This window comes from Lysinibacillus sp. LK3, assembly GCF_001043675.1.
GTDB classification, from domain to species: Bacteria; Bacillota; Bacilli; order Bacillales_A; family Planococcaceae; genus Lysinibacillus; species Lysinibacillus capsici.
This window is the reverse complement of record NZ_LDUJ01000001.1, coordinates 270,706-297,371: the sequence shown is the minus strand read 5'-3', so window position 1 is coordinate 297,371 and position 26,666 is coordinate 270,706. Positions and strand designations below refer to the sequence as shown.

Annotated in this window: 22 protein-coding genes; 9 read left to right on the top strand and 13 right to left on the bottom strand. The window is 38.5% G+C overall.

The window, feature by feature from the left end:
• Positions 1 to 118: 118 nt before the first annotated feature.
• Positions 119 to 1,351 carry a ferric reductase-like transmembrane domain-containing protein gene (locus VK91_RS01370; RefSeq protein ID WP_048390052.1) on the top strand — a complete coding sequence of 411 codons (1,233 nt, stop codon included), beginning with the start codon at positions 119 to 121 and terminating at the stop codon, positions 1,349 to 1,351.
• 36 nt (positions 1,352 to 1,387) lie between these two features.
• Here VK91_RS01370 and VK91_RS01365 read toward each other — a convergent pair whose 3' ends face one another.
• Positions 1,388 to 3,418, bottom strand: a complete 2,031-nt coding sequence (locus tag VK91_RS01365; protein ID WP_048390050.1) for a methyl-accepting chemotaxis protein — start codon at positions 3,416 to 3,418, stop codon at positions 1,388 to 1,390.
• A 194-nt stretch (positions 3,419 to 3,612) separates the two neighbouring features.
• Here VK91_RS01365 and VK91_RS01360 point away from each other — a divergent pair, with 194 nt between their 5' ends.
• Together VK91_RS01360 and VK91_RS01355 are read left to right on the top strand one after the other, a co-directional pair.
• Positions 3,613 to 4,239 (top strand): nitroreductase family protein, encoded by a 627-nt coding sequence (locus VK91_RS01360; protein ID WP_016992492.1) that lies wholly within the window; start codon positions 3,613 to 3,615, stop codon positions 4,237 to 4,239.
• 350 nt (positions 4,240 to 4,589) lie between these two features.
• On the top strand, positions 4,590 to 5,087 hold the full coding sequence (locus tag VK91_RS01355) for a hypothetical protein (RefSeq protein ID WP_004269361.1): 498 nt from the start codon (positions 4,590 to 4,592) through the stop codon (positions 5,085 to 5,087).
• A gap of 28 nt (positions 5,088 to 5,115) precedes the next feature.
• On the opposite strand, the gene VK91_RS01350 is transcribed toward VK91_RS01355, so the two are convergent.
• Positions 5,116 to 6,165 carry a DUF1835 domain-containing protein gene (locus tag VK91_RS01350; protein WP_048390048.1) on the bottom strand — a complete coding sequence of 350 codons (1,050 nt, stop codon included), beginning with the start codon at positions 6,163 to 6,165 and terminating at the stop codon, positions 5,116 to 5,118.
• Between the two features lie 141 nt (positions 6,166 to 6,306).
• Here VK91_RS01350 and VK91_RS01345 point away from each other — a divergent pair, with 141 nt between their 5' ends.
• Positions 6,307 to 7,476, top strand: coding sequence for an alanine--glyoxylate aminotransferase family protein (locus VK91_RS01345; RefSeq protein WP_053075666.1), 1,170 nt, complete (start codon positions 6,307 to 6,309; stop codon positions 7,474 to 7,476).
• Positions 7,477 to 7,802: 326 nt separating this feature from the next.
• On the opposite strand, the gene VK91_RS01340 is transcribed toward VK91_RS01345, so the two are convergent.
• Positions 7,803 to 9,131 carry a D-serine ammonia-lyase gene (locus VK91_RS01340; protein WP_048390044.1) on the bottom strand — a complete coding sequence of 443 codons (1,329 nt, stop codon included), beginning with the start codon at positions 9,129 to 9,131 and terminating at the stop codon, positions 7,803 to 7,805.
• Entirely contained in the window at positions 9,121 to 9,594 is a 474-nt protein-coding gene (locus tag VK91_RS01335; RefSeq protein ID WP_004269357.1) for a YaiI/YqxD family protein, read from the bottom strand. Before VK91_RS01335 ends, VK91_RS01340 begins: the two co-directional genes overlap by 11 nt.
• 175 nt (positions 9,595 to 9,769) lie before the next feature.
• Between VK91_RS01335 and gdhA the strand changes: the two genes are divergently transcribed.
• The 3 genes from gdhA (at position 9,770) to VK91_RS01320 (ending at position 12,847) form a co-directional block, all read left to right on the top strand.
• Complete coding sequence (gene gdhA, locus VK91_RS01330; protein ID WP_004269356.1) at positions 9,770 to 11,143, top strand: NADP-specific glutamate dehydrogenase; 1,374 nt, start codon at positions 9,770 to 9,772, stop codon at positions 11,141 to 11,143.
• A 217-nt stretch (positions 11,144 to 11,360) separates the two neighbouring features.
• Complete coding sequence (locus VK91_RS01325) at positions 11,361 to 12,047, top strand: phosphoribosylaminoimidazolesuccinocarboxamide synthase (RefSeq protein WP_004269355.1); 687 nt, start codon at positions 11,361 to 11,363, stop codon at positions 12,045 to 12,047.
• Between the two features lie 146 nt (positions 12,048 to 12,193).
• Positions 12,194 to 12,847, top strand: coding sequence for a Yip1 family protein (locus VK91_RS01320; RefSeq protein WP_048390041.1), 654 nt, complete (start codon positions 12,194 to 12,196; stop codon positions 12,845 to 12,847).
• Between the two features lie 40 nt (positions 12,848 to 12,887).
• Here VK91_RS01320 and VK91_RS01315 read toward each other — a convergent pair whose 3' ends face one another.
• The 7 genes from VK91_RS01315 to VK91_RS01285 form a co-directional block, all read right to left on the bottom strand.
• Positions 12,888 to 14,636, bottom strand: a complete 1,749-nt coding sequence (locus tag VK91_RS01315) for a methyl-accepting chemotaxis protein (RefSeq protein WP_048390039.1) — start codon at positions 14,634 to 14,636, stop codon at positions 12,888 to 12,890.
• Between the two features lie 236 nt (positions 14,637 to 14,872).
• Positions 14,873 to 16,075 (bottom strand): NADP-dependent malic enzyme, encoded by a 1,203-nt coding sequence (locus tag VK91_RS01310; RefSeq protein ID WP_048390037.1) that lies wholly within the window; start codon positions 16,073 to 16,075, stop codon positions 14,873 to 14,875.
• A gap of 406 nt (positions 16,076 to 16,481) precedes the next feature.
• Positions 16,482 to 17,312, bottom strand: a complete 831-nt coding sequence (locus VK91_RS01305) for an MBL fold metallo-hydrolase (protein WP_048390035.1) — start codon at positions 17,310 to 17,312, stop codon at positions 16,482 to 16,484.
• Between the two features lie 54 nt (positions 17,313 to 17,366).
• The gene (locus VK91_RS01300; protein WP_048390033.1) at positions 17,367 to 17,921 is read right to left on the bottom strand and encodes a hypothetical protein; all 555 of its coding nucleotides are present in this window, start codon (positions 17,919 to 17,921) and stop codon (positions 17,367 to 17,369) included.
• A complete protein-coding gene (locus VK91_RS22985; protein WP_231595542.1) occupies positions 17,914 to 19,032 on the bottom strand; it encodes a hypothetical protein in 1,119 nt (372 codons plus the stop codon). The genes VK91_RS01300 and VK91_RS22985 overlap by 8 nt, the downstream gene beginning before the upstream one ends.
• 549 nt (positions 19,033 to 19,581) lie before the next feature.
• The gene (locus VK91_RS01290; protein WP_048390032.1) at positions 19,582 to 20,391 is read right to left on the bottom strand and encodes a sulfurtransferase; all 810 of its coding nucleotides are present in this window, start codon (positions 20,389 to 20,391) and stop codon (positions 19,582 to 19,584) included.
• 10 nt (positions 20,392 to 20,401) lie between these two features.
• Complete coding sequence (locus tag VK91_RS01285) at positions 20,402 to 24,013, bottom strand: dynamin family protein (protein WP_048390030.1); 3,612 nt, start codon at positions 24,011 to 24,013, stop codon at positions 20,402 to 20,404.
• Between the two features lie 244 nt (positions 24,014 to 24,257).
• Here VK91_RS01285 and VK91_RS01280 point away from each other — a divergent pair, with 244 nt between their 5' ends.
• Together VK91_RS01280 and VK91_RS01275 are read left to right on the top strand one after the other, a co-directional pair.
• Positions 24,258 to 24,680, top strand: coding sequence for a DUF4183 domain-containing protein (locus VK91_RS01280; protein ID WP_048390027.1), 423 nt, complete (start codon positions 24,258 to 24,260; stop codon positions 24,678 to 24,680).
• 24 nt (positions 24,681 to 24,704) lie between these two features.
• Positions 24,705 to 25,025 (top strand): DUF4183 domain-containing protein, encoded by a 321-nt coding sequence (locus VK91_RS01275; RefSeq protein ID WP_048390025.1) that lies wholly within the window; start codon positions 24,705 to 24,707, stop codon positions 25,023 to 25,025.
• Between the two features lie 40 nt (positions 25,026 to 25,065).
• Here the strand turns inward: VK91_RS01275 and VK91_RS01270 are convergent, their stop codons facing one another.
• Together VK91_RS01270 and VK91_RS01265 are read right to left on the bottom strand one after the other, a co-directional pair.
• Positions 25,066 to 25,803 (bottom strand): 5-oxoprolinase subunit PxpA, encoded by a 738-nt coding sequence (locus VK91_RS01270; protein WP_369700585.1) that lies wholly within the window; start codon positions 25,801 to 25,803, stop codon positions 25,066 to 25,068.
• Positions 25,800 to 26,663 carry a biotin-dependent carboxyltransferase family protein gene (locus VK91_RS01265; RefSeq protein ID WP_048390021.1) on the bottom strand — a complete coding sequence of 288 codons (864 nt, stop codon included), beginning with the start codon at positions 26,661 to 26,663 and terminating at the stop codon, positions 25,800 to 25,802. Before VK91_RS01265 ends, VK91_RS01270 begins: the two co-directional genes overlap by 4 nt.
• Positions 26,664 to 26,666: the final 3 nt, after the last annotated feature.

The following is a 26,666-nucleotide window of genomic DNA, read 5'->3' as shown; positions in this document are numbered from 1 at the left end:
AATGTAACATAATTCGACACAAAAGGGAACATACATTCCGAACGTACGCTCGAAACTTTTTCCACTCTGATTGTATAGCTAGTTAAATTATGGATAAACATAGTGATGGAGGTTAAATATGAGAGCCTATAAAGGAATACTTTTTATTTTCATCATTTTGTGTGGTAGTGCTTTGCTTTGGTATTTTAGCAAACCGATGGCACCGATTCATCCGTTGAACACACTTAGTCATGTCATTGGTGGCTTAGCCATAACTTGTTTATTTCTTGTATTCTTATTAGCTACACGAATAAAAATGTTAGAGCGATGGTTTAGTGGTCTTGAGCATGTCTATTTTTATCATAAATTACTAGCAATCCTTTCACTTGTATTGATTCTTATTCACGGGCAATTACAAAAAATGATTCCTGATGAAGAGCTAACACAACAAACACCACTCAACGAATTCGCAAAAGATCTTGGCGAGCTTGCTCAATACGGCTTTATCTTCCTAATCATTCTTGCCTTTATTGCAAAATTCCTGAAGTACGAGCATTGGCGCTGGCTTCATCGCTTATTACTTGTGCCCTATACATTGGGTATTTATCATGCTTATTTTTCTAGCCACTATGATTTATTACAGCCCTCAGCTTTAGGAATTTTTACAGCATTAACAACTACGATTGGATTTATGTCAGCCCTTTATATGCTGACAATGTATCAGGATATGTTCTTTCCCTATAAAGGTCAGATTTCATCCATTCAAAGGCTGACTCCTGAGATATTGGAAATTAAGTTGAAGCTTACAAAACAGCTGGATTATCGACCAGGACAATTTCTCTTTCTGAAAGTCTTTCAAGAGGGTATCGAAAAAGCACCACATCCCTTCTCTATTTCTGGAGGGTGTGGACAACAAATCAATCTTACAATAAAAGCTATTGGAGATTATACCAAACAGGTCTACAACCTTATTCAGGTTCATACAGAGGTTGCTGTAGATGGCCCCTATGGTCATTTTGACTTCGGCAACGGGAATGCACAGCAGCTATGGATTGCAGGTGGTATGGGCATCACCCCATTTCTTGCCTATTTACACACACAGCCTGATAAAAAAATTGACTTATATTATTCTTTTCACGGGCAAGACAATGTCATCTACAAAGATTTTTTAGAGGATTATGCACAAGCAAATGACCATTTTACTGTCACATTTATTGATACAACACAGCGCAATAGACTCTCTGTTGATGAGTTATCCTTTTCTCCACAAACTAGTATTTATATATGTGGACCAGAAAAAATGATCAAGCATTTCAAATCGGCTGCACCTAAGAAAAATATACAATGGGAAGCTTTTTCATTTAGATCTTAAAAAGGTGTACACCTAATCTAGATGTACACCTTAGCACTAAATCGTGAATTTAGTTGCTTCTTCTTGCAGATTTTGAGCAAGTTGTGCTAACTGCTCAGAGGCTACAGACATCTCATTCATTGTCGATGCCTGCTCTTCCGTGATGGCCGATACATTTAATGTATGATCATTTGTTGCAAGTGCCTGTTTGCTAATTGCCTGTACTTTTTCGGTTACTGCCTGCAACTTTTCAAAAGCATCAGATGTCGTTTTGCTTGTCTTTTGCATGGTGTTTTGGAGACCTTCAGTTGCACTGGCAATTGTATCGAAGGTCATGCCTGCTTGTTGAACAGAGCCAATGCCTCGATGAGCTATTTTTCGACTTTGCTCCATCATCTCTACTGCGTCATTCATTTGTTCTTGAATCGTCTGCACAACCTTTGCAATATCTAACGAAGCACGGCTAGTTTGTTCAGCCAGTGCTTTAACCTCTCCTGCAACAACGGCAAAGCCTTTCCCTGCTTCCCCTGCTCGTGCTGCCTCAATGGCAGCATTAAGTGATAGTAAATTAGTTTGGTCGGTAATAGCCGAAATGAGCTGACTCATCTGCTCTATTTGAATCGAATGCTCCTTCAAGCCATTCACCAGATTGGCACTACTGTCAACCTGTGCATGTAGGTGGACAATATCATTCACGAAACCATGTATTTTTTGTGATCCGCCAGTAGCGAGTTCAGAGGTTTTTTGTGATTGTTGGACAGCTTCATGTAAATCGTCCATGGCAGTCTTCATATCCCCACCTAGTTGTGTTGTTACACCCTCTAACTCCCCACTCACCTGTTGTTGTGAACTTGTATTTTCTGCCACCTCTTGCATAGAAATCGCAACTTCTGTGACAGTTTTATTGACCTCTTGCACACTTGCCGTTAATTCCTCTGCAGTAGAAGCAACTGTCACGGTTTCAGCTACAATGCGCTGCATCATCGAACCTAATGCTTCCACAGAGTCATTATAATACTGCGCCATTTCACCAAATTCGTCCTTCGTATGAACGGCCATTTGTTGCGTTAAATCACCCGTAGCAAGATAGCCTAAATGAGTATTCATTGTTTTCACTTCCCCACGGATATAACGAGCAAGGAAATAAATACTAATTGCGATAAGTAAAATTAGAACGACACTGATCACGATTTGCTGTTGAAGCATTGCCTGTATTTCGCCGTAAAGCTCAGTTGTCGGAACCAGTAAAACTAACTTCCACGGCATATCTTGTATTTGCATAAATTGTAAGGTAAAATCACTACCCTGACTGCTTGTATGTATTAACTTTTTTTGCTCAGAAATCTGCTCCACAGGCATGTTCAACAACTGCTGGATCGTTTCTTTATTCACTTTATTTACATCAGGGTGCGTTAAAATTTTGCCACTATCATCAATTAAAAATGCATAACCACTCTCTCGAATTTTCACGTCAGAAACAATGGATTGAATTGAATCTAATACATAATCCCCTGTAATAACGCCAATGGGCTTAGAATCTTTGACAATTTGTGTACCAAATGAGATAAACATTTCCCCAAGAGCTTCATCAAAATAAGGTGCAGTATGAACTACCTTATTCGATTGGATACTATTGCGATACCATTCTTGCTCGTGAAAATGATAGGCAGGATCTTCATAAGCATCCGTAGAGACAATTTTTTCTTCTTCCTTATAGGCATAAGGCCCGAAAATTTCCCCTTTTGCCACATTCTCCTCTAGCCATAATCCCATACCATACGTTTCCTTATTGAAAGGCAATAGCTGCTGTACGTAGCGAATAAATTGCTCTCTGGCCATCATACTGTCAGCCGATTCTATTGTTGTCTTTGCACTATTTATGAGCTGAATGTGTGCATGCAATTTGCTCTCAACGGAACCTGCAACATCATCCGCTAGTATAGACATTTCATTTTCAATAGAGCTTTCAAGTTCATTGGATACGTTCAAATAGTTAAGGAAGGTCATACCACCTAAAAAAACAGTGATGACAGGAATAAGCATTGCGATTTTTGCCATAATATTTAAATTTCCTAATAGCTTTTTCATTCACCTTCACTCCATATCTATTATTATTGCTCTATTCCATCTCTAGTATAAATGGATTATACCTACAAAAATATGTTTTTTTTGTAACTTTTAAATCCTAGATTCAAGACTCTTTAATTCGAGCAATTTACTTGGAAAATGAATTCATTTATCGTATAGTAAAAAACGCATCATACCATGAAGGAGACAAAATAATGACAGTGACAAAAAGTTCTTTAACTAAAGTTATGCACGAGCGTAAATCCGTTCGTAAATACGATGAAAACTTTAAAATCCCGCAGCAACAATTAGAAGAATTACTTGTAGAAGCAACGTCTGCTCCATCGTCTAGTAACCTACAGCCTTGGCGCTTTTTAGTAATTCAGGATGAAGCGGTCAAAAAAGAGCTACGTGCTATTGCCAATAACCAAGAACAAGTAGAAACTTCCTCAGCAATTATTGCCGTTTTAGGTGATACAAAGATGTACGAAAATGCCGAGGCTGTCTATACAAAGAACTTCGATCTTGGCTATATCAATGAGGCAACAAAAGATTTAATGATTAACAACTCAATCAATCTATATTCTCAACTTCCCCAAGAAGTGTTAAAAAATATCGTTACATTTGATGCTGGTCTAATTTCCATGCAGATTATGCTACTAGCTAAAGACATGGGCTATGATACAGTGCCAATGGGTGGATTTAATAAAGAAGCCTTTGCTCAACGCTTTGAATTAGCTGACCATATCGTCCCAGTTATTTTAATTGCAATTGGTAAGGCAGCCGCACCTGCTTACAATTCTTCCCGCATTGAACTTGAGCACATCGCCAAATTCATTTAATACACGTGAAAATAGTCATCTTACAATGTAGTTAAGATGGCTATTTTTATTTTTTGTGGCATTTCTTGTGCATCTACCATCATAGGATAGTAATGTTTTTGTACGTAATTTTTGAAATTAATAAAACGGAAAATGATTCTCAAAAACTAGCATAATAATGTTCCCAAGGATATTTTTTGCATTTTTATCACAAGGCACTCAAAAAATCATCATTAAAGTCTTAAATAATCAACTTCATTCTAGTACATTTGTGCGATTTCTACTAAATATTACATCTAAATTGTTGTAGCTTAAACACTTGAGGATTGTTATGATTAGGAGGTATTTTCATATGAAGGGAGGTTTTTCTGATGAATTATGACTATAATGATTCTTATTATTACTCAGATTTAGATGCAGCCATGGGTGGTTTATTTTTTATCTTTATACTAGCCGCTCTTGCTATTGGTTTAATTGCCTACATTATTAGTGCACTTATTTATTTTATGACATCTAAAACAAATGGTTTTGGAGATGTAGCCTATATTGCTTGGATTCCCATTATTAATGTATATAGTCTCTTCCTGCTGACAGCTGGTGGGGATACTCGAGAAACAATACGTGCAACAGCTTTAAAAAATACCCTTATTTATGCAGGCTTGATCATTGTTTCGTTTATTCCATTTATCGGTATTCTGGCTTCTTTAGGAGCGGCAGGCTTTACACTGTATTTCACGTATCGCCTATTCTACCGCTGGTGTGGCGAAACAGGTAAGGCAGTATTATACACAATTTTAATGGTAATAACAGGTGGATTGTTCTTTGCCATCTACGGCTTAATGCGTATGAACAGACCTTTCGTTGCTTAATTGTTTAAAACCTCTTTATGCCCTTAGGCTAAAGAGGTTTTTTACGTAATTTCACAGAGTAATGGTGCATGGATTTAGGAATTCCCTTTAATTCAAAAACCCCGCTATATACTAAATAGCGAATTCTATATTCTAAAAAGAAGATATTTGGGGGGGCATCCATTCTTGTTAATAGCTCTGAGATGAATTCACCTGTTTGTATAAAATCAGTACCCCCTTGCTCCTTATGAAGTTGTTCAATCGTTGACATAATCAAATTATCATAATAATTCTCTTGTACTGCTTGAATTTGTCGATGTAGCCATAGTCGACAAACATCCTTTGTCTGTGCTAAACTTTCCCACTGTTGCTGAAAAATTAGACGCTCCTTTGCGGACATTCGCTTTATATCATACATTTCCATGTTCCATTGGTGGTTGATAGCCCGCTGTTCACCTGTGTTGATAAGAACAACTTCATTGGTTTTATCACGTAATAAATAGAGTAGAAATCTAATACCACACTGTTCTTCTGCATTGTACCCACACCAAATGTAAATCTGCAGGTTGCTTGGAATATCCTGTATCTCTCTGATTGTGTTCATTAATTTATTTCGATTTACAAAATCATCCATTCCATCATTAATATTTTCTCTTAGCCACTCATCACGGAATGCCTGTCCTCTTTTTTCATCGAGTTTCCACAATGGTCCAATCGACAAATCCTCTGGAAACCCGATCACATATTTCGGTGGAGCAAGTGTCGCTCGTAAGGAGCCTGCTGCAGATTCCGAGCAAACAATATGTACCATCTGTGCTGAAGTAGTAGTTATGACCTGTTGAATATAATCATTAATAATTTCTACCAACTGATAGAGCTCTTCCTGCCCCATAAAGAAAGACCATCCCTGCTGAGGTGTGCTTTGTTCATGATGAAATGCTGTAAAAGATTCAGATGGCTCAAGCTCATACCCCTGCCATTCCCCCTCCCTCATCACCTCTGCTATTGTGATATACTCTAACGCTTGAATTCTATATACTAGCACCTGGTTTGTGTCGTAGAAGAAATAGATAAATGGATAATGCATGGATGTTTCCATTCGCACTGCCTCCTTTTTAAAAATTGTACCACAATGACAATCTCTTCCATCATTTTTCAAAAAAGTAGTTAGCTAGCACCATAAATATGCTATTATTATAGTTAGAAAATTTTGAATTTCTAGCAAAGGGGATAAATGAATATGTATGAAAATATTTTAAGACATCCGGGGCCAACACCGATTCCAAAAAAGGTACAGCTTGCGATGAATCGGGATATTTTTAGTCATCGTAGTCAGGAATTTGTAGAATTATACCGAGAAACAATTGAATTAGTAAAGCCTGTTTTCGGTACGACACAGGACATCTTACTTTTACCTTCGGGTGGGACAGCCGCGCTTGAGGCTGCAGCTGTTAATACTGTATCTGCTGGTGAAGAGGTTGTCGTCATCACAGTTGGAGCTTTTGGCGACTATTTTGTTTCAATCTGTGAGCAATATGGCTTCCATGTACATAAGCTCGAAAAAGAATGGGGACAAGCTTGTACAGCCGAAGAGCTTCGAGCATTTTTACAGCCATTACAAACTATTAAAGCCGTTTTTGTGACGTACAATGAAACATCCACAGGTATTTTAAACCCTGTTGCTGAACTAGCCCAGGTGATCCGTGAAGAAACAGATGCCCTCGTTATCGTTGATGGTGTAAGCTGTATTGGTGGCGCTCCTGCTGAAATGGATGCTTGGGGCATTGATATTCTGGTGACAGGCTCTCAAAAAGCCATGATGCTCCCACCTGGACTCTCTCTTGTCAGCGTAAGCGAAAGAGCTTGGGAAGTCATTGAAGAAAATCAAACACCTGCTTATTACTTAAATCTTCAAAGCTATCGTAGCTGGGCGGAAAAGGGCATGACTCCTAATACCCCTGCTATCACACTGATTTATGGACTGCATGAGGTGTGTAAGTTAATCGAACAGGAAGGTGGCTTTACGCAAACAGTTGCCCGCCATGACCTCATGAAAAACATGGTGCGAAATGCAATGAAAGCATTACACATGGAGCTATTAACTGAAGATCAATACGCTTCTCCAACTATTACAGCAATTAAAACACCTCAAGGAATTGATCTTGGTGAATTTTTGACGCACCTTAAGCAACACTATCATTTAGATTTCGCAGGCGGTCTAGGTCATCTACAGGGTAAAATTTTTAGATTCGGCCATATGGGCTATTGTTTCCCAAGTGACATTTTACAAGCCGTTTCCCTACTCGAGGCTGCCCTACAAGACTTCTCCTATGATTTCGAACCAGGAGCAGGCGTCCTTGCCGCACAAGAAGTATACTTAGCCGCACAACGTAAAGCACTACAACGTTAAACAGCAAAAACAGGTGGAGAAAAATGACTCCACCTGTTTTTTAATTTGATTTTGTTTCAACTAAACTTGAAATTGCGTTGCACGTTTGTGGACGCTAATCTAAGCGGGTTGCTTCACTTTTTGAGCGCTTTAGTCACTTGTTTGAGCGGGTCCATACATATTGTGAGCGCTTGAGACTCCTGCTTGAGCAGGTCCACACATTTTGCGAGCGCTTTGGACTCCTATTGGAGCGGGTCATCTCACTATTCGAATGCTTTGCTGCATGCTCGAGCGGGATATCACTAGTAGAGGTCGAGCTTCCATCCAAACATAGCTTCACATCGTCTTTAATTAAATTCCTTGGCCTTTGCTAAATAAGCAGCTCGCATCGTAGGTGGGACCATACTACCGCCAGTTGCCCATACAAGATGTGTGGCTTGTGGTAGATGGTTTACTAACGCGTTCTTTTCTAGATAGGATTGACCTTGTTGTAATAAACGAATGGCTCCATACATTCCTGCGTGTGCAGATGGCTCTAAAAATAAACCTTCACTTTCCATCGCTAATCCCAGAGATGTAAACAGCTCTTCATCTGATACAGTATAGCAACCACTTATATACGTCTCCATCACTTTTCCTACAAATTTGGAGGCACGACCAACAGCTAACCCATCCGCTTCTGTTCGATTGTCAAGGCCAATATCTTCTACACTAATTGCGTCATGTAAGCCTGTCATCAGCCCGATCGTCATACAAGGCGAAGTGACAGGTTCTGCAAAGAAAATATGCACATGCTCACCATAAATTTCTTTTAATCCATAGGCAACACCACCGGGTCCTCCACCTACGCCACATGGTAAATAGACGAACAATGGATGTGCTTCATCCACTGAAATATTCGTCCTTTCTAGCTGTTCCTTTAAACGCTTGGCAGCTACGGCATAGCCAGCAAATAAATCCTTAGAATTTTCATCATCAATAAAATGACATTTTGGATCTTGCTCAGCTTCCTGTCGCCCCTGCTCAACAGCTACACTGTAATCAGCTTCATATTCAATCACTGTCGCACCCTTTTCACGCAGTAAGGCTTTTTTCCACTCCTTGGCATCACTCGACATATGTACAACGACATTAAAGCCGAGCTTCTTGCCCATAATGCCGATACTTAATCCTAAATTCCCCGTAGAGCCTACTGCAATCGTATATTGTTGGAAGAACGACTGAAATTCTTCTGTTGCTAAAATTGCATAATCATCCACTTCTTTAAGTCTTCCACTTGCCAAAGCTAGCCTTTCTGCATGTTTTAATACCTCATAAATTCCTCCACGTGCTTTGATCGAGCCAGAGATCGGTAATGCATGATCACATTTTAAAAGCAATTGGCCGGGAATCGCCACACCATATGCTTGTTCAATAGCACTTTTCATTGCAGGAATTTCCTTGATCGTTGATTCAATCAAACCATCACTTTCTAGAAGCTCTGGAAATGCTACTTTTAAATAAGAAGAAAAACGTTGTAATGTTGCTTCCGCATCATCCACTTCAGCCATAGTAAAGAGCGTTGTTTCAGGATTTTTCATCCAATTTGTATTTTCCCACAATACAGTAGCCTTTTTTGCTAGTTCGTTCAACTGCGGATATTGTTCGAATAGTTCGTGTTTATGTTCATTTTTCACCTGTAGATTCCTCCAGTTTATGGGCTAAAATTGCTCGTTCACAAATTTGTCGAAATTTCATTTCAAACGAAATATTGTTTTCTTGTGTTCTTTTTTTAGGTCCCTTTGTTCGTCCACCTGCCCTTCTAATTTTTTGACCAACATGCCGCATATCGAGCAAACGTTCGATGTTTTCATTAGACATTTCTCGTCCATTTTGATCAATCGGATACCCTCCTCGTGCTAAAACCATGGCTGCTAATCCGTAATCCTGTGTAATAACAATATCGTGTTTTGAAAGCGCGTTCACTAGCGTAAAATCAACCGAATCTGGACCTTTGGGTACAATAATTGTTATTACATTATCACGTTCAACACGATGTGATGTATCGCAAAACAAGATAGTTTCTATCTCAAACTCAGATGATATAGATAGCGCTAAATCCACTACTGGACAGGCATCAGCGTCTATAAGAACCTTCACAATAAGGCATCATTCCTTTCTCGTAATTAGATGAATCACTTAGAACTAAATTATTTTAATATAATTTTAAAACAACCTCTCTTGCTCAATTTTTCACAAACTTTAAAAGTATTTTATTGAATAGTTTGAAAAATAGATATACGATACATCTATCAACTAAATGGGGGTTTTATTTATGACAATTACAACTGTTAGCAATGAACAATTAGCAAAAGAATACGTAGATGGCGTATTTGAGCAACTTAAACAACAGAATAGTCATCAAGCGGAATTTTTACAAGCAGCTGAAGAAATTTTCATCTCATTAGTACCTGTATTCGCGCAACATCCTGAATATATTAAGGCCAATATTTTATCTCGTATTGTGGAGCCAGATCGTATTATTTCTTTCCGTGTAGCATGGCAAGATGATAACAATCAAGTGCAAGTGAATCGTGGCTATCGTGTACAATACAGCAATGTCATGGGCCCATATAAAGGCGGTCTTCGCTTCCATCCTTCCGTAAATGAATCCATCATTAAGTTCCTAGGCTTTGAGCAAATCTTTAAAAATGCTTTAACAGGGCAACCTATCGGTGGTGGTAAAGGTGGTTCAAACTTTGATCCGAAAGGTAAATCAGATTCAGAAATTATGCGTTTCTGCCAAGCATTCATGACTGAATTATACCGTCATATTGGTCCAGATGTCGATGTTCCTGCTGGTGATATTGGCGTAGGTGCTCGTGAAGTAGGTTATTTATGGGGTCAATATAAGCGTTTAACAAAAGCAAATGAATCAGGTGTATTAACTGGTAAGACTCCTGGCTACGGTGGCTCTTTAGCACGTAAAGAAGCAACTGGTTACGGTACTGTTTACTTTGTGAACGAAATGCTAAAGGATGCAAATGACTCATTCGAAGGAAAAACAGTAGTTGTTTCTGGATCTGGTAATGTGTCTACGTATGCGATTGAAAAAGCGCAACAGTATGGTGCCAAAGTGGTTGCTTGCTCGGACTCTTCAGGCTATATCTACGATCCAGAGGGCTTAGATTTAGATGCTATCAAAGAAATTAAAGAAGTAAAAGGTGACCGTATCTCAACTTACGTTAATTACCGACCAAATGCTACTTTTACAGAAGGTTGTACAGGAATTTGGACGATTCCTTGTGATATTGCCCTACCATGTGCTACGCAAAATGAAATTAACGGTGAGTCAGCTCGTACATTAATTTCGAATGGTGTGAAAGCAATCGGTGAAGGTGCTAATATGCCATCAGACCTTGAAGCAATCAATGAATTCCTAGAGGCAGGCGTATTATTTGGTCCAGCAAAAGCAGCGAATGCTGGTGGAGTTGCAGTATCTGCTCTTGAAATGGCACAAGATTCTAGTCGCGTATTTTGGTCATTTGAAGAAGTAGATGCGAAACTTCATCAAATTATGAAAAATATTTATACAGACAGCAAAGCGGCAGCAGAAAAATATGGCTTCCCAGGTAACCTAGTAGTTGGTGCAAACATTGCTGGCTTTATCAAAGTAGCAGATGGAATGCTTACTGAAGGCGTCTATTAATAACCTTCTATTTTCAATGTTTCCTAGGATTTGATTTCGGAATATTCTTAATTTCAACCAAGGTGGTAACGAACATTCGTTATCACCTTATTTTTTATCTGCAATTCCGTTATAAAACATCAAAATAAACGTTTTAAACGAACATTTTTATCATTAAATATTTAGAACATTCGTGTTATAATTTTAGAGTACTATGAAAAATATTGGAGGGTTTTTTGTGGAATTATTGTATACAGGTAAAACAAAAAATGTGTTCAAATTAGAAGATGGTCATTATTTATTAAAATTTAAAGACGATGTTACAGGAGAAAACGGCGTGTTTGATCCAGGTGCAAATACTGTTGGTTTAACAATTGATGGGGCTGGCTTGGCTGGTTTACGTTTAACTTCTTATTTTTATTCAAAATTAAACGAACAAGGGGTTCCTACTCATTTCGTTGATGCTAACTTTGAAGATGCAACAATGACAGTAAAACCGGCAACTGTTTTCGGTAACGGTTTAGAAGTGATTTGCCGCTTTAAGGCAGTTGGTTCATTCCTACGCCGTTATGGTGCCTATGTAAAGGAAGGACAAGATTTAGACTCCTTTGTAGAAGTAACAATCAAAGATGATGATCGTTTAGATCCTCCAATTTCTGAAGATGCTTTAGCGATGTTAAACCTGTTAACTCATGAAGAATACGCCATTTTAAAACAACGTACAATTGAAATTTCCAAATTTGTAGCGGCAGAGCTTGCTAAAAAAGGCTTAACGCTTTATGACATTAAATTAGAATTCGGCCGCGATGCGAAAACGAATGAAATTTTATTAATCGATGAAATTTCAGGCGGTAATATGCGTGCTTACAAAGGTGATCAGTATATTGAGCCGTTAGAACTTGAGAAAATTATGTTAGCTGAATAATAGAAGCAACCTTAAAAAGAGTCGACAATTACGACTCTTTTTTTATGTGTGGGCTTATTTTTATTTTCCATGAAACTTTTCTTTACTTCACTCGTATATTAACTATATGTAACAAGCAATTATTCTATTATTTTGGAGGTAGTTTGATGGAAAACTTGAATGAGACATCAAAAGAAGAAAGGTCAAAACTAAATCCATTTTTATCGGTTTGGATGCATCCAAAGCAAACGACTCGTTATATGATTAATGAAAAATCTATCGGCTTTGCAATTTTGGTTTTGTCTATTGGTTATATTGGCTCCCTTATGTCTGGATTAATTGATTCAGAATTTCTTCCTGATTTTTCGCCATGGCTTTTAGTCCTATTATGTGTCATTTTTGCTCCTATCGCAGGTATGATTGGCACAGCTATTTCTGCACTCATCTCTTGGCTATTCGGGAAATTATTTAAAGGTACTGGGACTTACTCGGACTTATTTAAGGGGTTAAGCTTAACTGCAATCCCATATATCGTACTGATTCCACTTTATATTATTTGGTTAATGACTTCACCCGATTCATTATTGGATCCTAATTTTATGGGTTCATTACCGTGGATTTTTTGGCCAACTATTTTAGTAAGCATCATTGTGACGATTTGGTCATTTGTTATTTCTGTAGGTGTAGTCGCTGAAGCACATCAAATTTCAAACTGGATGGCTTTCTTCACCATCTTTATTCCAGCCATTATTATCTTCATCGTATTATTTGTTCTTTTCTTTGTCATACTCATCGGAATTATTGGTGTTGGCATGATGTAAAAACATCTCCCCTCTCATTTAAGAGAGTGGGAGATGTTTTTTATAGTTTGAATTGAGCAATGAGAGCTTTCAATTGTAATGCTAATTCTGATAGTTGAGCAGACTTTCCAGCCATATTCTCCATTGAGCTACTTGTCTCTTCTGTCGTAGCTGTTGTTTGCTCGACCCCTGCAGCAGATTCCTCTGCCACCGCAGCAATTTCTTGAATAGAGTTATTCATTTTATGGCCATCTTCTGTAACTTTCGATAAATTCGTTGAAATTAATTGGACACTCTCCACTACATCATTAATGGAGTGGCTAATCGTGTTAAATGTTTCAGTAGTAGCTTTTATTTGATTCGTTCCCTCTTTTACTTCTTGGTAACCATCCTCTAAAGAGTTCGTGACAACATCAAAATCTTGCTGAATATTCGTGACGATGGATGTAATATCGTTTACTGAAAAGGCTACTTGTTCTGCAAGCTTACGTACTTCATCTGCCACTACAGCAAATCCTTTGCCATGCTCTCCCGCTCTTGCCGCTTCAATCGCAGCATTTAAAGCCAACAGGTTCGTTTGATCTGCAATATCCTTAATGACCACGACTAATTTAGAAATTTCCTGTGCTTGAGCATCTAATTTTTTCACTTTCTCAACGGCATTTTGCACGATGCTATCAATCTTTTCCATTTGAGAATTAGAGGATGTCATTAGCTGACTTCCTTCATTCGTTAATGTTAAAACTTCTACTGAAGATTGATGAATATGTGCACCATGCTGATTCGTTTCCTGTAAATCTGCTGTAAAGCGCTCCATTAATGAAGTTAATGCACTAGAATGGTGAGCTTGTCCCTCAGCACCCGATGCTAATTCATGCATCGTAATCGCAACTTGCTCCGCTCCCATATTGACTTCATTTGCTGAATGCGTTAGCTCTTTACTAGATGTATTAATTAAGTCTGATGCTTGGGCAATATTATGAATCATATCCTTCAACCTTATTTGCATTTGATTCATGGCGTTTGCCAGTTTTCCAATTTCATCTTTTGAACGTATAGCCATACTTTCTTGAGATAAATCTCCCTCTGCAAAACGCTCCATCGCTTGAGCCGCTTGGTTAATAGGCTTTGTCATACTACTCGCATATTGCCAAATGATCAATATCCCCACAATAATGGCCAAGCCAATTACTATAAGTGTTATCTTAAGAATACTTTGTGCTGGTTTATTGAAGTCCATTAAATAGGTGCTCGCACCAATGACCCAACCCCAATATGGATCTGTTTCTGCATAAACCCCTTTGTCCTCTAATTGACCTGAATTGGGTAACGGCCACGAATATGAAACAAATCCACCACCTTCATTCCCTTTAGCAATGATTTCTTGTATGTACTTAACGCCTTTATCATCCTCTTCATCCCAAACACTCGTACCCTCTATATTTGGATGGGCAACGGACATCCCTTTTTGGTCAACGACAAAAATATAACCATTGTCGCCAAGTTTAATGTCCTTATTAATCGGTCGCTTTCCTTCACTATCCTTTTCTCCTAAAATAGCAATCTTTACTTTTTCCTGAGCTTCCTCTAATGATAAATTGCCTGCTTCTACCTCTTGATTGAATTGCTCAATCATAGCAATCGTCATTTCGACACTATTTTTTAGATTTTCTTTCCCTACTGTTTCTAGGTTTGATTTACTTTGCTGATAGCTTATAAAACCTAAGATAAGTAACGGAATCATTAAAAGCAGCAATGAAAAAGCGATTAGCTTCGTTTTAATAGATCGAAATTGTACGATTGATGTCATTTTCCCTCATCACTTCTTTCAATTTTAAATGGACTTAAGACTTATTTTTTAACCTAAATCTGTCGTCAATAAGTATTTCTTCTCTTCAATCAACTATGCAAAACATTCCATTTTACTTAATCATTTTATTACATAAAACACCAAAAAACAACAAATTTCGAGCATATTTGATAAAAAACAGATAGAGAAAAGCAATACACTTTTCCCTATCTGTTCTAATTCCCTATTCAATTTTATTAAACAGATAGTGCTGTACTTTGCTGGAATAGCTCAGATACGCCAGATTCTACAGCTGCCCCACTTACTGCGCGTGAGACGATTGCCACAACGCGTTCGTCCAAAGACTTAGGAACAATATATTCTTCCTTTAGCTCCTTATCACTCACAAGGGAGGCAATCGCTTCTACAGCAGCTAGCTTCATCGACTCATTAATATCCGTAGCACGCACATCTAAAGCACCACGGAAAATACCAGGGAATGCAAGAACATTATTAATTTGATTTGGATAATCTGAACGGCCCGTTCCCATAACACGTACCCCCCAAGCTTTGGCATTTTCATACGTGATCTCTGGATTTGGATTGGCTAAGGCAAAGACAACTGGATTTTCATTCATGGACGCAATATGTGCCTCCGTTAATAGATTGGCTACAGAAACTCCAATAAAGACATCTGCACCTGTTAGTGCATCCTCTAGTGTACCATGTTGCTTCTCTGGATTCGTCAAATGAGCAACCGCTTCTTTAATCGGATTCATCCCCTCTGTACGACCCTCATAAATAATACCCTTTGTATCGCACATATAAATATTCTTATAGCCCATTTGCACAAGTATACGTAAGATCGCAATGCCTGCAGCACCAGCACCGTTAATCACAACCTTCATCGTTGCAATATCCTTTTTCACAATACGATTGGCATTAATCATTGCTGCTCCTACAACAATCGCTGTTCCATGTTGATCATCATGAAAAACTGGAATATCACATTCTTGACGTAGGCGATCTTCAATTTCAAAGCATCTTGGTGCTGAAATATCCTCTAAGTTTACCGCACCAAATGTCGGGGCAAGCGCCTTCACAATGCTGACGATTTCATCCGTATTTTTTGTATCTAAGCATATTGGAAAAGCATCAACATTGGCAAAACGCTTTAGTAAAATCGCCTTCCCTTCCATTACAGGTAATGCCGCTTTCGGTCCGATATCTCCTAACCCTAAAACCGCTGTCCCATCCGACACAACAGCTACCATATTACCCTTCATTGTATAGTCGTACACAAGCGAAGGATTTTTCTCAATCTCCACACATGGCGCTGCTACCCCCGGTGAATAAGCCAAGCTAAGATCATAGGAATCTTGTACAGGTACCTTTGAGCTCACCTCTAATTTTCCGCTATAGTGTGCATGCATTTCTAAAGCCTTTTTCATTACGTCCATTCCATCCCATCCTTTTCCCTTTGATTTTTTATTATATTTCAGAATCATAATACTTTGTGAAAATATAGTCAACGAATTTTCTGTCAATTTATTTTTAACTTCAATAATTCAATGTTTAATGACTTCCATTACATTTTTCTGTCAAATTAAACGTTTCACAATCAATTATTTTAAGATAATTAATGCGATTGTTAACACATTATAAAGTGTACACATAGAGCCATTTAGCCTGTTCAACTTTTCACATAGTATTTTTCTTATGTAAATGAGAATTTTTTCACAAACTTTTGTAAGCGCATCCATTACCCTGATTGACTTCGTCACAATTTATTCACATTTTTTCACAAAGTTTTTTATTATACAGATCAAAGTATTTGTGAAATTCTTAACAAGACAAAAAAGAGCCCTATATAAAGGACTCTTCGGTAAAATGATTAATAAAGGCCGTGATGATATGCTTGGAAGACCATTGCTCTCCCGAAACTTTTGTAATCGGATAATCACGAGGAAAAATGGTTTTGGTGATTTCCTCAACAGAATAACCTTGCATAAATAATTGCTTCACTTTTCCTTGCATGTCTTCCAAATAAGCAATTTTTTCTTGTATTTTCGTTCGACCATCCACTATAAAGCCTGCATGACAGCAATAGACGACATCGAAATCATAGTTTACTATTTTCCTTAAAGACGCCAAAGTATGAACAATGTTTTCTTCATCAAGCACAACCTTTGTCTTTGGCTGGATAAACAAATCACCTGTAAACATAGCGCCTGTTTCCCGATTGTAAAAAGAAAGATGATCTGTAGTATGCCCAGGTGTTTCAATAACATCCCATGTTGCTGCGTTCGTTTGTAAGGTTTGACCAAATGGTTGGGCAACAAACGCGGGTCGTTCCCCCCACAATGCCTGACGATAGAGTGGATAGTCTCCATCTTCAGCACAAAGATTGACTGAATCACGATGAATATAAATAGGTACATTCTTATGATGTTGAATCCACGCTGCATTTCCTGCATGATCCTCATGTGAATGCGTTAATGCCAATTGCTCTATAGGTATACCCTTAAAAAAGGATTGAAATTCCTGCGATAGTGAGTAGGAACCTGTATCAATTAGTAACCCATCCACAAAAAAACTGTACACACTCATACCAACCCCCTGCACCGCAACTTTCCCATGCGCACATTGTACACCGCGATGATGCTGAATCTCGATACTTTTCTCCCGTTTAAACATCCTGCTCCCCCTTTGCCCCTTGTACAAAAAGTGTAGCATAAAATGAATGGTGAGTCATTTTTGTAAGTAGGTAACAACAAAGGATTTGTTTTTTACATGTTTACGAAGTGCTAACACATGAAGAAATAATCGTATATTTACAGCCAATAAAAGCAATGCGCCTAGGAACAATAATCCCATCTGCCAATCATTTGTAACATTCATTAACAGCGTCCAACTTATAATGACAGCAAAGGTAATCGCTATATATTTTTTCATCACTCTTGTAGTGGAACCCTGTATATCGTGTTTTTGTTCAATGCTTAATAAAATTTTTCCAAATTCCATTATGATCAGCAATTTAATTCCTTGAATTAAAACCGTACTCCAATAGAAGAGAAGATATGAAGAAAAGAAAGTACTCATCAAGGCAAGAATCATAGCGCAAGCCATATATTTGCTGATAGGTGTTTTTTCTTTATAGAATGAAAGACTTTTTAAATAGGCCCCATAAACAAGGATATCTTGTAGAAGATTAGCGTATTTAAAAAGATTTAAATAGATAAATTGAAAAAAGAGCGCCACTGCAAACCATTGTAAAAGTTTTACCTGTTGTTTAGATTCACTCATTGTTTTCACGCACCTTTTTCACCAAATTCGACGTAAAATACGCTTGCGAATATACTCTTTTAGTTAAATAACCATCGGGGCCACTAAAACCTATGGACGTATTGATATCTAAAGGAGCTTCCTTCAATTGAATAGTCAGCTCCAAGCGTTGACCTTTCGTCACTGAAAAAGGAAAATCACTTGCTGTATAGCGCTGATCGTTTAATCGCCATTCTTTCAACAGTATTTTATCCTCTAATGTAGCTGGAACATAAAATGCATCAAAAACTGCATCCTGCTGAAGGGTAAATGATATGATTTGTTCCGAATCATGTTTTGACTGACTATAGCTATGATTCATAATCTGATTTTCATCAATGAAGGTTTCCCTCGTAAAATGAATTGGGGCAGGTAATTTCACCCCGTCATTTAATACAAGATAAATAGTTTTACTTGCCATCACTTTTTTCATCGTGTTTAAATCAAACTGAAAAAAAGCTAATCGAATATTTTGATAGCGTAAATCTTGAGAAGTATCCAATGGATAATAAAAGCCATTGACTAGATTTGCTTGCTCTGTTTGATCATATACTATTGGTAATTGCACGTCTTCTGCCTGTAAATATTTCACATATCGATGGTCATCTTTGTTTGTAATATAGCGTACCTCTAAAGCATTCTGTAAGCTATCTGTAACTTCAATTGCAGCAGGAACCACTATCGGTTTTATGAATTGATGTTGTAAAAAAATCGTACTGTTACCGATCAGTAAAATCAAAACTATGGCAACACCAATCGTCTTTTTCTGATCAGCGCCAACTTTAAGCTTTTTCCTAGAGATGTACAGTATGATGCATACGCACAAAATAGCCAAAATCCAGTATATTGGCGAAGATAAATGATCTAATTGTGACATTAACGCACTAGCCCGATCATTATCTACGTGTTGTTCCCCCACCATGAATGCCACAAATCCACCCGTTGCAAGTGCTACAGCAACAGTCAAGCCTTTAGGTACCCAGTTCAAAGGCTTATGCTGCTCTTTTGTTGCTTGTTCAATACCTTGTAGACTACGCTGATGTAACGATTCTGGAATGTCTATTTGATCCATCTGCTTTTTTAGATCGTTCACCCTTGCCCCTCCTGTTCCAGTGCCTGCTTTAATTTTTTTAATGCACGATACAAAATGGTTTTCGTCGTCCCTAATTTAAGCTGCAATACCTGAGCCACCATCCGCTCCCCCCTTTATCTATTAGACTCTTAAACTATGCAATTTAGCTTTGCAAAACAGAAATTTTCTCATTTTATGTATTACTACCTGAGCATGCTCTCTCCACTTTGATGGATTTTTTGATCAAGTATAAAATTCTATCCCCTACTTTAAAAGGGGTATCCTTCACTTTTTCATTTTTATCCGTCACTTTGAACAGGTTATCCGCTACATTAAATTTTATCCGTCACTTTAAACGTTCTATCCTCCACTTTTTCTTTCTTATCCGCAATTTTGAACAGGTTATCCGCTACATTAAATTTTATCCGTCACTTTGAACGTTCTATCCTCCACTTTTTCTTTCTTATCCGCCACTTTGAACAGGTTATCCGCTACATTAAATTCTAACCTCTACTTTACGCTCTATCCACCGCACTATAAAAAAACGCCCACCGAAGTGAGCGTTTCTTTTTATTCGTTTGTGCCTTTTTCCACGTCATATTCTGTAATCCAATCACTGAAGCTACCTACATATAATTGGATGTTGTCATAGCCTTCATCTGCTAATACGGCATAAAGTGGAGAGGCGGTTACGCCGCTGCCACAGTAAACCACAACCTGTTCATCAGGTGTAACTTTTTGACGTAATGCATCGTTTGCCTTTAGTTGACCATTTGACTTCAATTGCTCCCAGTCAAAGTTTTTCGCAGTTGGGATATGACCTGCTACTTTATCCAAAGGCTCTACTTCTCCTCGATACCTTTCAGCAGCGCGGGCATCGAGTAAAGTAGCTTTTACCTCTCCATCTACAATGGCTTTTACGGCTTGGCGTGGTGCATAAAGCTCATCTTTCCAATCAAACTCAATGATAGTTGGAGGATATTTAATAATATCCTTGGTAAAAGGAATTTTTGCCTCTAGCGCAGGGGCACCTCCGTTGACAATCACTACATTTGGGAAACCAGCATATGTTAGCATCCACCAGGCACGTGGGGCAAATGGAGCTGCTCCTTGGTCATAAACTACAATCTGATCTTCATACCGTAATCCTAGTTCTTGAAAAACGGATGCCAATTTTTCTTTGCTTGGCATTGGATGACGACCTTCTTTGCTGTCCATATCCGATAACTGCTGTTCTAAATCAATATAGATAGCACCAGTAGCATGACCTTCCTCGAATGCTTTTTTGCCAGCCTCTTTGTCCTGAAGATCGAAACGAGCATCGATAAAACGGACGCCATCATACTGAATTTCATCCACTGATTTGAATACTTTTCCCATTAGAATCACCTCATGCGTATTGTAATTGTGCGTAAATCGCTTTCCAAGAAGCTAAACGACTCTCTTCTTGTAAGGCTAATCTTTCTGTGTCAATTTGTTCAAGCGCTTGATGATAAATATAGTAACGTAATTTTTCGGCTTCCTCTGCTATAAACGTAATCGCCCATGTCATGAGAGAAACTTTCTGTGCATCTAAATAGTCTTGTGCATCTGGCTTTGTTACAGCTTCTAGTGCCTCACTTAGCTTCACTTTTTCATTCTTTTCAAAGAAAGCTTTTTGATTGCGGAAATGAGATTTTACGCTAGCATATTTGGAAATATCCGCAAACGGTCCTTCAAAATCCAATAAATTTGGCTCAGAGGATTCAAAGGCTAGGAATGAGAAGCTTCGATTTAACTCTTTCAATTCGCGCACTTCATCTTTAAAACGTTGTTGCATCTTTTTGCTAATGAATTGCGATAAACGGAAGTTTGTTACACGCATTTCTTGAGTAAAATCAAAACGCAAGCTTTGCATCACTTCTTTTAATGCATGCTCCAACGCTTGCTGTGCGGGCATTGCAGCAAAGGTAGAAGGATTGTAGCCTTCCTTAAAGAACTCAGGGTAACGATAATAAACACGCTGAAGAACATAATAGAGTAGCTCATCAAGCTCCTGCTTTGTTTCACTCTCTAACATGCTCGTATTCAGCACACTGAACTTCGATTGAATATGTTGTTCAAGTGTTGCTAATTCCTCTAGTCGCTCATCTTTACGTTTTAAGTTTTCCTCTGTTTGGGCAATTAAATCCGCCAAACGTTGCTCTGTTTTATCAACTTCCTCTGCAAGAGCTTGAACGGCTAATGCACTCAATTCATCATTTAAGAATGTATGGAAGTCTTTTTCAAATGGTGGCATACCTGATGTTAAATCGGCACCTTCTACCTTTTCCTTCAACGCTAAAAGACTAGATACCCCATATAGTCTTGGGAAGCGAATGCCAAAGCGTTGTAACTCTGAGCGTACATAGCCTTTTACATCTTCCTGTTCCTCACCCGTTGTTGCCAAATCAATTGCATTGACAATAAAGAACATTTTATCTAGCTCAAATGCATCCTTCACACGACCAAGTTGAATTAAAAACTCTCGGTCAGCTTTGGCAAAGGCATGATTATAGTACGTAATAAATAGGATGGCATCAGCATTACGAATATATTCAAATGCTACGCCTGTATGGCGGGCATTAATAGAGTCCGCTCCTGGCGTGTCAACAAGTGTCACGCCCATACGTGTTAATGGACTATCATAATAGAAGTCGATATTATCAACAAAGCAAGATTTATTTTCTTGTGCTACAAATTTTTCAAACTCTTCACGGTCTACGCGGAGGATAGAACCAAACTCAGACTTAAAGGTTGGATAGCCTTCTTTATAGGCACGAATAAATGATTTATGAACATTTAAGCGTTCGTCCGTTAACTGCACTGCAAGCCCTTCATCAGCACGATTATAGGCTTCCTCCAATGTCGATACAGACAAACCAATCGCCGCATAGGAGCCTTGAATATCCTCTAGCATTTGTTCCGCAGTTTTAAGCTGTACATCCGCTGTTTCATGTGGGTGTTCAGGTGTAACTGGACGAATTTTATTGATGGCCGCAGTTGTTGGGTTTGGTGATACAGGTAACACCTTGGCTCCCATTAAAGCGTTTGAGAAGGAAGATTTCCCAGCACTAAATGCGCCAAACAATGCAATGGTAAAATCCTTTTTCTGTAGTCGTTCTACTTTATTTTCAAGGTATTGGGCTACTTCAGCAAAGCCTTGCACCTCTTTGACTGCATTGGCAGTATGGAGTGCACGATTAATCACACCATCGATTGGTAGAGTCGTTGCACTAGTAGCTTGCTGAGCTTCCTCTTGTTGGATGATTTGCTCTTTTGGCTGCAACATGGACTCGTCAAATAGACGAATTTCTGCTAAATCTTGCTTAAATGATTGTTCCCAATTTGTAAGCTGTTGATTGGCAACTTTACGAATTTCATTGCTCGCTTGATGCATAGTGCTTGCACTATATTGCTGATAGCCTTCAATTTCAAGGACCGCATTAATGGCATCTACTTTGTCCTGCATACCCGCCATTTTTAATTTTGATGGTGCGGCAGTTTCTGTTGCTACAGCTTCAAGAGTTGTCGCTTGCGCATTTTTCCAGCTATCTGTCTCCTGAATGAAATAGCGCTTTGTTGCTTCTGCGATACGGTTAGCGAAGTTTAACACAGCATCACCTGTTAAAATAGCGCCTGTTTGAACTTGCTGCTCAATCAATGAAAAAGGTAAGTCAAATACATAGGCATCAATAGCAGCGGCACGTTCCTCATTTAATGCACCAACGTCCTTCAATGCCTTTTTCATAAGACCTTTTAAATGCCCCGTGATTTGTGCATGGACCACATTTTGATAGGCACTATACGCATTTTCTTTACGTCTGTTTCGCTCTTCCTCTGTTTTTTTCTTTGCAGTAAAGAGCCCTCCAACTTTAAAGCCTTCCTGCATGCTTTCTAAATAAAGGCGTAAGTGATCGCGTAAATCAGCTGGCATAATTGCAGCATTCGCGAGCAACTCCTTACGTTGCTCCTCAAACGTTTCGTTCCAAGCTTCTACTGAAAATAATTCAACCTGACGATTTAATTTATTGTATTGCTCTAAAATATCTTGATGATGTGCCCAGTCATCCGCACTTAAAATTTCTTCATCAATTGCTAAACGATCCTGTCTTTCTTCCATTAAATAATTGTCATGCTCGCTTTGCAATAAACGCAATGTATTCGTAGCTGTTTGCACAAGCTGCTCCTGCCAGTCATTCATACTGTCCATCACGATTTTCTTTACTGCCTCAAAATCATTATGTGGATGCTCTGGCTCTCTTAATGATGTAAAGAAAACACCCTTCGGTACAACACCCCATGCTGCAAAGGACTGATGAACAGTTGCTTTAAATTCTTCGAAGCTCAATTCATTATCCTTATGCTTATCAATCATATTGACAATTAAATAAACATTTGGATTATATTTCATTAATTGCTTTGTGAATTGGAAATTTAATTCCGACTGCACATGGTTGTAGTCCATTGTATAAAATACGATATCGGCAATATGTAATGCTGATTCCGTTGACATGCGATGTGCATCATCTGTGGAGTCTACCCCTGGCGTATCCATTACAGTAACACCTAGTGGTAGTGTAGAGGCACTGTGTCCAATCTCAATCTGTGACACTAAATCCCCATTTTTACTTAGCTCTTTTACTGTTTTAAAATCATAGCCAGCCTCAAATTTTACGGGCTTTTCATTGTGCATATAAACAATTGCATAGTCTTCCTCTGATTTATGAACTTTGACGATGTTCGCACTTGTTGGAATTGGACTAGATGCTAGTAGATTTTCACCAGACAGCGCATTAATCATACTTGACTTCCCTGCAGAGAAATGGCCTGCAAAGCCAATCACATACTCTTTTTGCTGAATTTTTCGAGCAAAAAGTGATGTTTTATCCATGCGCTCTGTATCACCATTATGCTGATAAATTATGTATTGCAAAGAGGCTTGCTTTAATAGCCCCTCCAATTGTTGTTCAAAATCTTTCATGAAACCAGTAACCCCTTTTTCATTAATTATTCATAATTAGTATTCTACCTTATTCAACTAGCAAAGTATAACACTAATTTAAAGCATATATGCCAACGTTTCCATCCTTACAAAAACATGTTTATACAAAAAATCTATGCCAAATGATAGATTGTCAACTAGTTCTTTTTATATTTACTTCATATTTTATAGTAAGCATATTCGGGGCAAAGTTATATTTTTTATGAAAGGAGTGTGATGCCATATGATTAATCCTAAGTCTCATCAAATCATTGAAAAGTATTGTTCATGTAACTGTGAGGATCGATTTATCTGGCCCCGTATAAAAGCAACAAACGGAATACCCATGGATCCTCCTGAAATAGTCCCTGAAGGTATGATTATACCAACGATCCAACGATATTTTTATATCGTTACAGCTGATCTTGATCTATCGAATGGGGCAACTCTTCCAGCCGATCTCTTTTGGAATGATGAAGCAAATTCCGTTACTGAGTTTACAATTTTTTCACCTAATGGTTACGTTAACCTTTATATTAATGCAGTAATGCAGGAAGGCGGTATTTATACGGTAACCCCAGCCTCCCTGACAATCGTACCTTATAATGCGACATTGTATAGAGGAACACCCATTATTATTGAATCGCTAGGCTTTACAACGAAATAAAGGAAATGAAAGGAGGTGAATTGGGTGGCACTTTCCATTATTAATATTCACGTCAATGTTACAGGTAGTTCTACAAGGTTTTTTAACGTCTTAGCTGCACCCCTTGTCATTGCAGATGGCACGACAGTCGCTGCAACAACGTTTTTAAATGATAGCGGTACAGCCGCAACAGCATTCCCAGAAGTCGCAAATGGTTACTATAACTTATATATCAATGGTGTTCTTCAGGAGGGTGGTGCCTATACAGTTTCTACAACTGAAATAACGTTCAATACTGTCACAGGTACACTTTCTGCTGGTACGCCAATTGTGCTAGAAGCTGTGGAGCTAGTGACAACAATCTAAATAAAATGGATGCCTTATTTAGGGCATCCATTCTTACATTTTATTGTAATTGCTTTCTAAGACCTGCAATTTTTTTCGCATAGTCTAGCGCATGTGGGCCATCTCCATGTATACATAAGGTTTGGACTGCCACTTTAATTTTTTTGGACTGGACCGACATCACTTCATTCGCAGTCAAAATTCCTTTTACATGCACTAGCATTTCCTCTTCCGATTGTATGAAGGCATTTGGCACCTGTCTGTTCACTAATGTGCCATCTTCGTTATAGCGTCGATCCGAAAAAACCTCCTCATATACTTGAAGCCCTTGGTCTCTAGCAATCTCTACGATGAGGCTACCAGATAAGCCATATAAAATAAGCTGCGGATTAAGATCATACACTGCATTGACTACAGCTAACGCTTTTTCACGATCATTCGCGCATTGATTATAGAGTGCGCCATGTGGTTTAACATGATGAAGCATACCATTTTCAATCTGTACAAATGCTTGTAAGGCACCAATTTGATAAACCATCATATCGTAAATTTCAGCTGGGCTACATTCCATGTTACGGCGACCAAATCCCTCTCGATCGGGATAGCCTGGATGTGCACCAATGTGAACGTTTTTACGAATGGCGCTGCGTACAATTTGATGCATGATTGAATGATGACCCGCATGATAGCCACATGCAATGTTGATGGAAGTTACATAGTCTAATAGTTCTTCGTCCTTACCCGCGAAAAAAGCATCATAGCTTTCACCCAGATCACAATTGATATCAATTGACATCATGTTTCCTCCAGTACAAAGTGAATTGTGTTAAACATACGCATTTGCGCTACTTTATGTAAATCTTCTTCATGAACTGTTGCAATAATAGGATAGCCTCCTACTGTTTGAGCATCAGCCATTAGGATAATGGGATTACCACTTTGAGGCACTTGGATTGTTCCGAACTGTGTAGCTTCTGATAGAATATCCTTCATCTCCTGAAGTTGTAAGGTAGGTCCTTTGATGTAGTAGCCCATACGATTACCGCCGATAAATTGAAAAGGATCTTGTAAAAATTGTCGCTGACTCTCCTCAGCAAATAAATGGAAATGCGGCCCTTTAAACAGTCGAACCGTAATCGAACTGTCAAAACGCGGACGATAGGGTGCATATAGCCCTCTATTATATTTTAAAGATGATGATACCTGCCCATATAAAATACTTCCTTTTGTAATGCATGTTCCCAAATTCCCAAGTGGAAGGTAGGATTGGCTACCAAGCTCATCATTTGTACGAAAACCTCCTAATGGAGTTAAGTAAACAATAGAGCCCTGATGGACACCCTTGATAGATAATCTATCTCCCCTCGTTAAATGGAAAGTTTTCCACATTTCAATTGGTACATGATTAACCAAGCATGTACTATGCCCCCCTGTTAATACATAAACACCATCAGCAAGCGCCTCAAATTCAAAACCACCCACAAACATTTCAAAAGACGTTTGATCATGGTGGTGCTGTAAGATTCTTTGAGCTGCTTGAAACGATCGGTGATCCATTGGTCCAGATAGCGGAATACCAAATGCCCGATAGCCGAACCTTCCTTTGTCTTGTAAGCTACCATACACCCCTAGTTTTGTTACGAGCAGAAGTGGCTTCAATTG

What these genes read in the sequence shown, in the direction of transcription:
- VK91_RS01270 (WP_369700585.1), bottom strand. Translation starts at nt 25,803, where the DNA reads ATGATGTCAATTGATATCAATTGTGATCTGGGTGAAAGCTATGATGCT.
- VK91_RS01320 (WP_048390041.1), top strand. Translation starts at nt 12,194, where the DNA reads ATGGAAAACTTGAATGAGACATCAAAAGAAGAAAGGTCAAAACTAAAT.
- VK91_RS01310 (WP_048390037.1), bottom strand. Translation starts at nt 16,075, where the DNA reads ATGGACGTAATGAAAAAGGCTTTAGAAATGCATGCACACTATAGCGGA.
- VK91_RS01365 (WP_048390050.1), bottom strand. Translation starts at nt 3,418, where the DNA reads ATGAAAAAGCTATTAGGAAATTTAAATATTATGGCAAAAATCGCAATG.
- VK91_RS01360 (WP_016992492.1), top strand. Translation starts at nt 3,613, where the DNA reads ATGACAGTGACAAAAAGTTCTTTAACTAAAGTTATGCACGAGCGTAAA.
- VK91_RS01285 (WP_048390030.1), bottom strand. Translation starts at nt 24,013, where the DNA reads ATGAAAGATTTTGAACAACAATTGGAGGGGCTATTAAAGCAAGCCTCT.
- VK91_RS01290 (WP_048390032.1), bottom strand. Translation starts at nt 20,391, where the DNA reads ATGGGAAAAGTATTCAAATCAGTGGATGAAATTCAGTATGATGGCGTC.
- VK91_RS01370 (WP_048390052.1), top strand. Translation starts at nt 119, where the DNA reads ATGAGAGCCTATAAAGGAATACTTTTTATTTTCATCATTTTGTGTGGT.
- VK91_RS01280 (WP_048390027.1), top strand. Translation starts at nt 24,258, where the DNA reads ATGATTAATCCTAAGTCTCATCAAATCATTGAAAAGTATTGTTCATGT.
- VK91_RS01355 (WP_004269361.1), top strand. Translation starts at nt 4,590, where the DNA reads ATGAATTATGACTATAATGATTCTTATTATTACTCAGATTTAGATGCA.
- gdhA (WP_004269356.1), top strand. Translation starts at nt 9,770, where the DNA reads ATGACAATTACAACTGTTAGCAATGAACAATTAGCAAAAGAATACGTA.
- VK91_RS01315 (WP_048390039.1), bottom strand. Translation starts at nt 14,636, where the DNA reads ATGACATCAATCGTACAATTTCGATCTATTAAAACGAAGCTAATCGCT.
- VK91_RS01300 (WP_048390033.1), bottom strand. Translation starts at nt 17,921, where the DNA reads ATGAGTGAATCTAAACAACAGGTAAAACTTTTACAATGGTTTGCAGTG.
- VK91_RS01345 (WP_053075666.1), top strand. Translation starts at nt 6,307, where the DNA reads ATGTATGAAAATATTTTAAGACATCCGGGGCCAACACCGATTCCAAAA.
- VK91_RS01350 (WP_048390048.1), bottom strand. Translation starts at nt 6,165, where the DNA reads ATGGAAACATCCATGCATTATCCATTTATCTATTTCTTCTACGACACA.
- VK91_RS01305 (WP_048390035.1), bottom strand. Translation starts at nt 17,312, where the DNA reads ATGTTTAAACGGGAGAAAAGTATCGAGATTCAGCATCATCGCGGTGTA.